This is a genomic window from Bradyrhizobium sp. LMTR 3 (assembly GCF_001693485.1).
GTDB lineage: Bacteria > Pseudomonadota > Alphaproteobacteria > Rhizobiales > Xanthobacteraceae > Bradyrhizobium.
Genome location: NZ_MAXC01000029.1, coordinates 1 through 11,017, shown reverse-complemented (window position 1 = coordinate 11,017; position 11,017 = coordinate 1). Strand labels below are relative to the sequence as shown.

Annotated in this window: 9 protein-coding genes and 1 pseudogene; 6 read left to right on the top strand and 4 right to left on the bottom strand. The window is 63.9% G+C overall.

From position 1 onward, the window contains the following. Positions 1 to 508 (top strand): NAD-dependent epimerase/dehydratase family protein (locus LMTR3_RS20665; RefSeq protein WP_141686725.1); only part of this gene is annotated, 508 nt, incomplete at its 5' end. A 64-nt stretch (positions 509 to 572) separates the two neighbouring features. Here LMTR3_RS20665 and LMTR3_RS20660 read toward each other — a convergent pair. From LMTR3_RS20660 to galE, 3 genes are all read right to left on the bottom strand, one after another. Beyond that, complete coding sequence (locus tag LMTR3_RS20660) at positions 573 to 1,274, bottom strand: fumarylacetoacetate hydrolase family protein (RefSeq protein WP_065746883.1); 702 nt, start codon at positions 1,272 to 1,274, stop codon at positions 573 to 575. A 102-nt stretch (positions 1,275 to 1,376) separates the two neighbouring features. Continuing rightward, entirely contained in the window at positions 1,377 to 3,197 is a 1,821-nt protein-coding gene (locus LMTR3_RS20655) for an ABC transporter ATP-binding protein (RefSeq protein WP_065746882.1), read from the bottom strand. Positions 3,198 to 3,301: 104 nt separating this feature from the next. Further along, on the bottom strand, positions 3,302 to 4,315 hold the full coding sequence (gene galE / locus LMTR3_RS20650; protein ID WP_065746881.1) for a UDP-glucose 4-epimerase GalE: 1,014 nt from the start codon (positions 4,313 to 4,315) through the stop codon (positions 3,302 to 3,304). A 128-nt stretch (positions 4,316 to 4,443) separates the two neighbouring features. Here galE and LMTR3_RS20645 point away from each other — a divergent pair, with 128 nt between their 5' ends. Continuing rightward, positions 4,444 to 5,490: a glycosyltransferase family 4 protein gene (locus tag LMTR3_RS20645; protein WP_065746880.1), complete on the top strand. Its 1,047-nt coding sequence runs from the start codon at positions 4,444 to 4,446 to the stop codon at positions 5,488 to 5,490. On the opposite strand, the gene waaF is transcribed toward LMTR3_RS20645, so the two are convergent. Then, a complete protein-coding gene (waaF, locus tag LMTR3_RS20640) occupies positions 5,472 to 6,536 on the bottom strand; it encodes a lipopolysaccharide heptosyltransferase II (RefSeq protein WP_065746879.1) in 1,065 nt (354 codons plus the stop codon). The two genes, LMTR3_RS20645 and waaF, sit on opposite strands and share 19 nt — an antisense overlap. A gap of 165 nt (positions 6,537 to 6,701) precedes the next feature. Here waaF and rfaD point away from each other — a divergent pair, with 165 nt between their 5' ends. The 4 genes and pseudogenes from rfaD to LMTR3_RS20620 all read left to right on the top strand — a co-directional run. Beyond that, positions 6,702 to 7,679, top strand: coding sequence for an ADP-glyceromanno-heptose 6-epimerase (gene rfaD / locus LMTR3_RS20635; RefSeq protein ID WP_065746878.1), 978 nt, complete (start codon positions 6,702 to 6,704; stop codon positions 7,677 to 7,679). Positions 7,680 to 7,697: 18 nt separating this feature from the next. Further along, positions 7,698 to 9,170 carry a D-glycero-beta-D-manno-heptose-7-phosphate kinase gene (gene rfaE1 / locus LMTR3_RS20630; protein WP_065746877.1) on the top strand — a complete coding sequence of 491 codons (1,473 nt, stop codon included), beginning with the start codon at positions 7,698 to 7,700 and terminating at the stop codon, positions 9,168 to 9,170. Continuing rightward, positions 9,167 to 10,456: an O-antigen ligase family protein gene (locus LMTR3_RS20625; RefSeq protein ID WP_502686655.1), complete on the top strand. Its 1,290-nt coding sequence runs from the start codon at positions 9,167 to 9,169 to the stop codon at positions 10,454 to 10,456. Before rfaE1 ends, LMTR3_RS20625 begins: the two co-directional genes overlap by 4 nt. Positions 10,457 to 10,541: 85 nt before the next feature. Further along, positions 10,542 to 11,017, top strand: a pseudogene (locus tag LMTR3_RS20620) (capsular biosynthesis protein); the annotation flags it as partial.

Genomic DNA, 11,017 nt, shown 5'->3' with positions numbered 1-11,017 from the left:
GCTGGTGGAGGCCTATCGCAGCCAGTACGGCGCCGACTTCATCAATGTGATGCCGACCAATCTCTACGGCCGCGGCGACAATTATCATCCCGAATACAGCCATGTCGTCGCCGCTCTGATCCGCCGCGTTCACGAAGCCAAGGTTGCCGGCGCCGACAAAGTCGTGGTCTGGGGCACCGGCACGCCGCGCCGCGAATTCCTCCACGTCGACGACCTTGCCGATGCCTGCATCCACTTGATGAAGACCTATTCGGATCGCGAACTGGTCAATATCGGCACCGGCGAGGACATCACGATCGCCGATTTCGCCCGCGTGGTCGCGGCGACCGTCGGCTACAGCGGCGAGATCGGTTTTGATGCCTCGCGCCCGGATGGCACGCCGCGAAAGCTGCTCGACGTCGGCCGCCTGGCAAAACTCGGCTGGCGGGCCAGCACGAAGCTTGAGGACGGCATCCGGCTCGCCTACCAGGCTTATCTCAGCGAGCACGCAATGACGCCGCAGAAATAGGCCTTCCTGCAATAAGAAGCCCCGGATGTATCCGGGGCTTCTTGCCGTCGAAAGTATCGTCGGCCTATTCCGGCTTGCCGATATTCACCTTCAGCGTGCCGACGCCGTCGACGCCGCACTCGATCTTGTCGCCGGGATTGAGCTGCGAGACTCCGGCCGGCGTGCCGGTCATGATGATGTCGCCGGCGGCGAGTTTCACCTGCTGCGAGAGCTGCCAGATGATCTCGGGTACGCTCCAGATCAGTTCGGTGAGGTCGCCCTTCTGCGTTTCCTTGCCGTTGACCGTCAGCCAGATCTTGCCCTGGGCAGGATGGCCGATCCTGGATGCGGGCTGGATCGCGGAGCAGGGCGCGGAATAGTCGAAGGACTTTCCGACTTCCCACGGCCGCTCCTTCTTGCGCGAGGCGATCTGCAAATCGCGGCGGGTGAGGTCGATACCGACCGCATAGCCGTAGACATGATCGAGCGCCTTGTCGGCCGGGATGTTGAGGCCGCCGCTCTTCATCGCGACGATCAGTTCGACTTCGTGATGCAGGTCCTTGGTCAGCGGCGGATAGGGAATCGTGGCGCCGTCGGGTACCAGCATGTCGGCGTGCTTGGCGAAGAAAAACGGCGGCGCGCGCTCGTCATTGCCCATCTCGCGGATGTGCTCGAGATAGTTGCGCCCGACGCACCAGATGCGGCGAACCGGATAGGAGCCGGTCTCGCCGACGACGGGAAGCGCAGGCTGCGGGGCTGCTGATATGACGTAGGAGGCTGCGGTCATGAAAAGGGTCTCGGGTTACGGTGGAATTCCGGTGTCATCTTATATTTGAGCATGATCTTTTCGGAAAACCGGTACCCACTTTTCCGGATCATGCTCTAGCTTTTACGCGGTTGCGCTGACCGGCGCCAGACTGGGCGGACCGGCTTCGCGCTGCTGCAGGCGGAAGAAGGAAGCATAGCGCCCGCCGCGGCGCAGCAAATCGTCATGCTGGCCGCGTTCGACGATCTCGCCGGCCTCGACGACCAGGATGGCATCGGCATGCATGATGGTGTGCAGGCGGTGGGCGATCACGATGGTGGTGCGGTTCCGGCAAAGATGCTCGATCGCCTCCTGCACGGCTTTCTCGGACTCGGAATCGAGCGCTGCGGTCGCCTCATCCAACAGGATGATCGGCGCGTTCTTGATCAGCGCCCGGGCCACTGCGATGCGCTGGCGCTGGCCGCCGGATAGCTGCGTGCCGTGCTCGCCGACCGGCGTATCGTAGCCGAGCGGAAAGCTCATGATGAAATCGTGCGCGCAGGCCGCCTTCGCAGCCGCCACGATCTCGTCCTGGCTGGCGCCTTCCTTGCCGAAGGCGATGTTGGCGCCGATCGTGTCGCGGAACAGGTAGACGTCCTGCCCGACATAGGCGGTCTGCCGCCGCAGCGAGCGCCGCGACACGCTGGAAATGTTCTGGCCGTCGACCAGGATTTCGCCTTGGTTCACCTCGTAGAGCCGCAGCAGCAGCGCGAGCACCGTAGACTTGCCGCCGCCGGAGGGGCCGACCAGCGCGGTGGTCTTGCCGGGCTCGGCGACGAAGCTCATGCGATTGAGGACCGGCTCGTCTGGCCGGTAGCCGAAGGTCACGTCGCGGAACTCGACCCGCGCGTCAGTGAGTTTCAGCGTCGGCTTGTCACTGTCGTCAGGCTCGCTCGGTGGGCTGTCGACGATTTCGAGCAGCTTGCGCGCGCCGATCAGGTTGCTGTTGAGCTCGATGTTGAGCCGCGCCAGCCGCTTGGCCGGCTCATAGGCCAATAGGAACGCGGTCAGGAATGAAAAGAACTGGCCGGGCGAAGCGCCCATCGCGACCACGCGATAGCCGCCATACATCAGGCCGCCCGCGATCGCGAAGCCGCCGAGGGTTTCCATCAACGGGCTGGAGCGGTTGGAAACGCGCGCCATCTTGTTGGCGTTGCGCTCGACCGCGGTGATGCTGGCGTCGATCCGTTCGCGCATCGCCTGTTCGAGCGTAAAGGCTTTCACGGTGCGGATGCCCTGCAGCGATTCCTGCATCGTCTCCATGATGTCGGCAGTGCCGGAGAACTGGTTGTGTGCAAGACCCTTGATGCGCTTCACCAGCTTGCGCAGCACGATCATCGCCGGCGGTGCCACCGCAAAACCGAGCAGCGCCATCAGGGGATCGGTCATCACCATGACGACGACGAGCGCGATCAGCGACAGCAGGTCGCGGCCGATGGCGTTAATCAGGAGATTGAGCACTTGCGTCACCGCGGTAGCGCCAGCAGTGAGCCGCGCCAGGAATTCCGATGAATGCCGCTCGGAGAAGAACGCGATGTTTTCGCTCATCAGCTTGGCAAACAGCCGGCGCTGGTTGTTTGCGAGGATCGCATTGCCGATCTGCGACAGGATCACGGTGTGCCCGTAGGTCGCCGCACCCTTGATCGTAAAGATGACGACGGTGACCAGCGACAAGAGCGCAATCCCGCGCACATCCTTGTCGACATAGGCCTTGTTGATGACCTCGCCGAGCAGGTAGGCGGAACCCGCGGTTGTCACCGCCGCTAATCCCATCAGCGAAAAGGCGAGCAGATAGCGCCGCCAGTAGGCCAGCCCCTGTTCAGCGACGAGGCGCCGAATCAGGATCGCCGCACCATATGGGTCGTCGGTGATTTTCTTCGGAGTTTCTGTAGGAAATTCGGTCATCCGCGTTCCATCGACGGCGCCTGGTTAGCCCGGCGCGTCAGGGCTGCTGCGATGCCTCCTTGCCTGCTTAGAGGGGCTTTTTCAAGCCCAATAAGCGCTTGATTTCAGGCCGATTCCGCTTGCCGCGGAATGCCGCCGCGTTCGCTGAACAGCCTCTTTTCCCAGGTCAGCGCGTGGCCGGCAATGATTTCGAGATTGTCGTATTGCGGCGTCCACTCCAGCATCGAACGAATGCGGTTGGTATCGGCAACCATGGTCACGATGTCGCCGGGGCGGCGCGGCGCATAGGAGACCGCGAAATTGCGCATCGAGACGCGGCGGACGGCTTCGATGGTTTCCAGCACCGAATAGCCGCGGCCGTAGCCGCAGTTCAGCGTGATCGAGCTTCCGCCGCCGCGCAGGTACGACAGCGCGGCGCGATGGGCCTCCGCGAGATCGCTGACATGGATGAAATCGCGGATGCAGCTTCCGTCCGGCGTCGGGTAGTCGGTTCCGTACACGTCGACCTTGGCGCGCTGCCCGGTGGCGGCTTCGACCGCAATCTTGAGCAGATGCGTCGCGCCGACGGTCGAGAGGCCGCAGCGGCCGTTCGGATCGGCGCCGGCGACGTTGAAATAGCGCAGCACGACATAATTCATGTCGTGTGCACCGGCGACGTCATGCAGCATGATTTCGGTCATCAGCTTGGATGAGCCGTAAGGCGACATCGGTCTCGTCGGTGCATGTTCCGGCACCGGTACCTGGTCCGGATTGCCGTAGACGGCAGCCGTCGACGAAAAGATGAAGCGGCTGACACCTCCCTTCACGGCTGAATTCAAGAGGCTGCGGGTCGTCATGGTGTTGTTGCGGTAATAGCCGAGCGGATCGCGCATCGAATCCGGCACCACAACGGAGCCTGCGAAATGAATGATGCTCTCGACACGGTGCTGGGCGATCACGCCCTCGACGAGGTTTTCGTCGCCGGCGTCGCCGATGAACAGAGGCACGGGGCGGGGCAAAAGTGAGGAAAATCCGGTGGACAGGTTGTCGATCACGACGACGTTTTCGCCGGCATCCACCAGCGCATGAACCGTATGACTTCCGATATAACCGGCGCCACCGGTGACGAGCACGGTCATGGGTCACCTCTCCCGATTTATTTGCAGGCAATGCTAGGGGCTCGCGGTGAAGAGGGAGTTTCGGCACAGGCCGAACTGGCCACTATGCTTAATGTTGCGTATAGGAACTGGCCGAAACGGAGCCGGACGTGCCGATCGAGAACAATTTGGCCAGTGATCTGCAGCTCATCGTGCCGAATCTGCACAGGCGCTATTCGGGCGTGACGGCGACCAACCGGATGGTGGCGCCGAAGCTCGCGCAGATGTACCGCGCAGCATGGCTCGGGCCGCACGCGCCCGACGGCATCGCGCGGATGGGTTTTGCGGATCTGTTGAAGCTCTGGCGACGCCGCAACGCCGTGATCTGGCACGCGCGGCGCAACGACGAGATGATTGTCGGCGTTTTGCTGCGTGCGCTCGGCTGGCCGCTGAAACTGGTCTTCACCTCGGCGGCGCAGCGGCATCACACCTGGCTGACGCGCTGGCTGATCCGGCAGATGGATGCCGTGATCGCAACCTCCGAACTGTCGGCGTCGTTTCTCAAACGCGAGGCGACGGTCGTGATGCATGGCGTCGACACCAACGCCTACGCGCCGCCGGCCGACCGCGCCGCGGCGTTTGCCGAGGCGAGACTGCCGGGACATTACGCGATCGGCTGCTTCGGGCGGGTGCGCGCGCAAAAGGGCACGGATGTGTTCGTCGAGGCGATGTGCCGGTTGCTGCCGCGCTACCCGGATTTCACCGCCGTCATCGTCGGTGCGGTCGTGCCGGAGCAGCAGGGTTTTGCCGACGGCCTGAAACGGCAGATCGAGGCGGCAGGGCTGCAATCGCGCATCGTCATCACGGGCGAACTCGAAATCGAGGAAGTGCAGCGCTGGTATCAGCGGCTGACGATCTACGCCTTCACCTCGCGCAACGAAGGCTTTGGCCTGACGCTGATCGAGGCGATGGCGGCAGGTGCGGCGTTGGTGGCGGCGCGGGCAGGCGCAGCGGAGTTCGTGGTCGAGGACGGCGTGACCGGCGTGCTGACGCCGCCGGGAGATACCGAGGCGCTGGTCGCGGCGCTCGAGCCTTTGATGTGCGATCCGGCCTCGGCACATGCGATGGGCGAGCGGGCGCGGGCGGGCGTGCTGGAAAAGTTCAGTCTTGAGGCGGAAGCGAATGCGATCGCCGCAGTCTATCGCACACTCGATTGAGCCATCACGCGCTGCGCGATGTCGGCCACCTCGGCCGCCGCAATGTCGCGCATGCAGCGGTGGTCGTTCATGGTGCAGACCGTGCGCTGGCAGGGCTGGCAGGATAGCTTCGATTTGGTCTGCAGCACCGTAGCGGCAAGGCCGTTCAGCGGCGCCCAGAGATAGGGGCTGGTGGGGCCGAAAATGCCCATGGTCGGCGTGCCGATCGCGGCCGCGATGTGCATCAGGCCGGAGTCGTTCGAGATCGCGACGCTCGCCGCCGCCATCGCCAGAATACCGTTGCGCAGATCAGTCCCCGTGAGGTCGCGGGCCTTGCCGCCGGTAGCGGAGACGATTTCCTGCGCCAGCGTCTTTTCGCCGGGACCGCCGACAACCCAGACGTCGAGGCCGCGCTCGATCAGGAGCCGCGCGGCTTCCGGATAATAGGTCCATCGTTTCGAGGCGCCGACAGAGCCCGGGCCGAGCGCTACGGCGGGACCGGTGCCGAGCCCGTTCGCCTGCCGCCAGCGGGCGGTTTCCTCGGGCGGAACCACGAGCTGCGGCACTGGCCATTCGGCCGGCAGCGGCGCGCTGTCGGGCAGCGCCAGCGCGGCATTCTTGTCGATAAAGCGGGGCAGGGCCTTTTCGCCCCAGCGCATCCGATTGATCAGCCCGAATCGCGCCTCGCCGAAAAAGCCGACGCGCTCGGGGATCCCGGCCAGCGCGGGTGCAATCGCCGCCTTCCAGGTGCGGGGCAGGACGAGGGCGGTTCCATAGCCGCGGGCGCGCAGTTCGGATGCGAGACCCCGCTGCTTGGCCAGCGCAAGCCGGCTGCGGGGCAGGTCCCAGACGATGCCCGCCCGGACACCGGGCATATAGCCGACCAGCGGCGCGCAGAGGGAGGTCGCCAGGAGGTCGACCGGGCGATTCGGCCAGCGCTGCTTCAATACCCGCACCACCGTATGGCCGCGGACGAAATCGCCAATCCACATATAGGGAACGATCAGGATAGGCCTGGTGTCGGCGCTATCTTCCATTTCGATCCCATTTGGTGAGTTTAGATTCATATCTTGGCTTGTTTCGCCGCTAACCAGTTGCCGGCCCGTCGGTAACCGCTCCAAGGCGACACGTAAAGCCGGTCGATTCGGTCTTCGATTCGCCGAGAAGCAAAGTTGCCTGCCGCGCGGGAGTGAGGCAAAGCTTTCGCCCGAACAACCATGGCAGGGGATGGCATGTTGCTGGTGACCGGGGGTGCCGGTTTTATCGGGTCGAACGTCGTGGCTGCGTTGAATGACGCCGGCCGGGACGTGGTCGTGTGCGACGTGCTCGGCGATGACGGCAAATGGCGCAATCTGGCCAAACGCCGGCTGGCCGATTTTGTACCGCCTTCGGAACTGATGGACTGGCTGAAGGGCCGCCGGCTGGAAGCCGTCATCCATCTCGGCGCCATTTCCGAAACCACGGCGACAGATGGCGACCTGGTGATCGAGACCAATTTCCGCCTGTCGATGCGGTTGCTCGAGCTGTGCACGGCCAACGCCACGCCGCTGATCTACGCGTCCTCGGCCGCGACCTATGGCGACGGCAGCAGCGGCTTTCGCGACGATCAGTCAATGGATGCGCTGAAGAAGCTGCGGCCGATGAACCTCTATGGCTGGAGCAAGCATCTGTTCGACATGGCTGTCGCCGAACGCTCTGCGCGCGGCGAACGGCTGCCGCCGCAATGGGCTGGATTGAAATTCTTCAACGTGTTCGGCCCCAACGAATATCACAAGGGTACGATGATGAGCGTGCTGGCGCGGCGCTTCGACGACATCAAGGCCGGCCGTCCGGTGCAATTGTTCAAGTCGCATCGGGAAGGGATCGCCGACGGGGATCAGCGGCGCGACTTCATCTATGTCGACGACGTCGTGCGCGTCACGATGTGGCTCCTCGAAACGCCTGCCGTCAGCGGCCTCTTCAACGTCGGCACCGGCACCGCGCGCAGCTTTCGCGATCTGATGCTGTCGGCCTATGCCGCGCTCGGCATCGCACCGAACATCCAGTATATCGACATGCCCGAGCAGATCCGCGGCAGCTATCAGTACTTCACCCAGAGCGAAGTCGATCGGCTGCTGAACGCCGGGTATAATGGCGGCTTCACCGCGCTGGAAGACGCGGTCGAGACCTATGTGAGGGTTTTTCTCGATCGTCCCGATCGCTTTCGCTGATGGGCACCAGGTGGACAGATGTTCGATTTTGAAGCCCTGAGCCAGGCGATCCCAAATCAGACCGTGCTCTGCGTCGGCGATCTCATGCTCGACGAGTTCGTCTATGGCGACGTATCCCGTGTTTCGCCGGAGGCGCCGGCGCCGGTGATCGCGGTCCAGCGTAGCGAGACCAATGTTGGCGGTGCCGGCAATGTCGCGCGCAACATCGCCTCGCTCGGCGCCCGCTGCATCTTTGCCGGCCTGATCGGCGAGGACGAGGCTGGTGCGAAGCTGAAGGCCGATCTGGCACGAGAGAAGCTGATCGAGGCCGTGCTGGTTTCTGACGCCTCGCGGCCGACGACGCGGAAGGTCCGCTTCGTCTCCGAGCATTTTTCCACCCACATGCTTCGCGCGGATTGGGAGCTCGCCGTTCCGGCCTCGACCGACGTCGAGCAAAAGCTGATCGACGCGATCCTGCCGCATCTGCCGCGCGCCGACATCGTGCTGCTGTCCGATTATGCCAAGGGGGTTCTGACGGCGCGCGTCATTCGCAATATCATCGATGCCGCGAGAACGCTCGGCAAGCGCGTGATCGTCGATCCCAAGAGCGCCAATTTGGCGATCTATCGCGGCGCCACGCTGCTGACACCCAACCGCAGGGAGTTTGCGGCGGCCACCCGCAGCCGCGCCGACACTGACCAGAACATCGCTGGCGCGGCGCAGGATGCGATGCATCTGGCCGATTGCGAGGCCATTCTGGTGAAGCAGAGCGAGCACGGCATGACGCTGGTGCTGCGCAGCGGCGAGACGATCCACGTGCCGGCGCTTCCGGTCAGGGTGCGCGACGTCTCCGGCGCCGGCGACACCGTTGCCGCGATGCTGGCGCTGACGCTGGCGGCCAACACCGATTGGGAGACGGCGCTGCGGATGGCGAATGCGGCGGCAGCCGTTGCCGTCGGCAAGAAGGGCACTGCGACCGTGACGCCCGCGGAACTGCGGCGGAAGATTTTGCCGCATGCGTCGCTGGCGGCCGAAGAGAAGATCGTGCCGGCAGGCGGCGATCTCGCCGTGCATCTGGCGGAATGGCGCCGGCAGGGGCTGCGCATCGGCTTCACCAATGGCTGCTTCGATATTCTGCATCCCGGCCACGTCAAGGTGCTGACGGCGGCGCGCGGCGCCTGCGACCGCCTGATCGTCGGCCTCAACAGCGATGCCTCGGTGAAACGATTGAAGGGCGAGGGACGCCCGGTGCAGGATGAGCGGGCGCGCGCCGAAGTGCTGGCAGCGTTGGAGGCGGTCGATCTCGTCGCGATCTTCGCGGAGGACACGCCGATCGACCTGATTACGCGGGTGAGGCCGAGCGTGCTGGTCAAGGGCGGCGATTATACGCGCGAGCAGGTCGTCGGCCACGAGATCGTCGAGGCTACCGGCGGCGAGGTCGTGCTCGTCGATATCCTGCCGGGCCACAGCACGACGTCGCTGGTCGGCCGCGCGCGGGGAGACAAGGCGTGAGCGCGAACGCAGTTTCCACGCCTATGGCCAAGGCGCTGCCGATCTGGCGCGATCCTGCCGCATGGATGAAGGTGAGCGACGTCGTCGCGGTCCTGCTTGCGCTGTCGCTGCCATGGTCGACCTCGCTGGTCGGCATTTTCGGCGCGGTGCTTCTGGTCACGGTTGCACCGACGGTCGAGTTGAAGGGCTTTCTTGCCTCGCTGAAGCGCCCGATCTCCGCGCTGCCGATCGTCCTGTTCGTTCTGGCGCTTGTCGGAACCCTGTGGTCGGACGCCGCTTGGGGCGCGCGATTCTATGCCGTGGGGCCGGCCGCGAAGCTCCTGGTGCTTCCGGTCCTGCTCTATCATTTCGAGCGTTCGGCGCGCGGGTCATGGGTGTTGGTGGCGTTCCTCGCTTCGTGCACGCTGTTGATGCTGATGTCCTGGCTGGTGTTTCTCCGTCCTGAACTTTCGTTGCGCACGCCGGAGCTCGCCGCACGCGGCATCTTTGTCAAGAACTACATCGCCCAGAGCCAGGAATTCACGCTGTGCGCGGTTGCGCTGGCCTATCCGGTCATCATGCTGCTGCGGGCAAGGCGGATTGCGCTGGCCGTGCTGCTGATCGCCATCGCTTTCGGCTTCTTCGTCAACATGGCGTTTCTGGTGGTGTCGCGCACGGCATTGGTCACGGTGCCGATCATGTTCGCGGTGTTTGCGCTGCTGCATCTGAGGTGGCGCAGCATCGTCATCATCCTGTGCGCAGCGGCCGCGTTCGCCGCCGTTGCCTGGCAGACCTCGCCGGCGTTGCGCCGGACCGCGGAGACGTTTGCCCGGGACTACCAGCTCTACAAGGAACAAAACATTCCGACATCGGTCGGGCTGCGGCTCGAGTTCTGGCGGAAGTCTCTCGGCTTCTTTGCCGAGGCACCGCTGATCGGCCACGGCACGGGCGCGACGCGGGGCCTGTTCGAGCGCGTCGCCACGAACGGCTCCTACCAGGCCAGCAGCGAAGTGATCGGAAATCCCCATAACCAGACGCTCAACGTCGCGGTGCAATGGGGCATTGTCGGTGTCGTCATACTGTACGCGATGTGGCTGTTGCACCTGCTCCTGTTCCGTGGCGATGGGCTTGCGAATTGGATCGGGCTTCTGGTCGTAGTGCAGAATATCTTCACCTCGCTGTTCAACTCTCACATCTTCGACTTCCATGAAGGCTGGATGTATGTGCTGGGCGTCGGAGTTGCCGGGGGCATGGTGTTGCGCGCCAGATCGGAGGGGGCGGAATCTTCTGGAACAGTCCGGCCATGATTGCTGGCATGCACGCCGCAGATAAGATATCAGCGGGCGAGGGACGCCCTATGAATCCCCATCGTTTCCGCAGCGGGCCAATGGAATGACGCCTCTTTCGCAATTGACCCGTCGCAATTACCTGATCGCAGCGCATGATGGGTTGGCGACCGCGCTTGCGCTGCTCGCTAGCTTCTACCTGCGGTTCGAGGGAGGCGAGGCCTTCTATGCCCGCCTGCCGCTGCTGCTGAAGATCTTACCGCTCTTCGTCGCCTTCAGCATCGTTATCAGCTACTTCTTCAATCTGACGACGACGAAATGGCGTTTCATTTCGCTTCCCGATGCGCTGAACATCCTGCGCGTGGCGACCGTTCTGGCGGTCGCGCTCGTCGTGCTGGACTATGCCTTCATTTTCGCCGCGTCGAACGGCAAGGCGCCGGTGCTGTTCGGCCGTGTCACCATCGTTCTCTACTGGTTTCTGCAGGTGTTCGCGCTGAGCTCGCTCCGCTTCGGATATCGCTATTTCCGTTACACGCGGGTTCGCCGCCATGCCCAGACCGAAGGCGCGTCGGCGACGCTGTT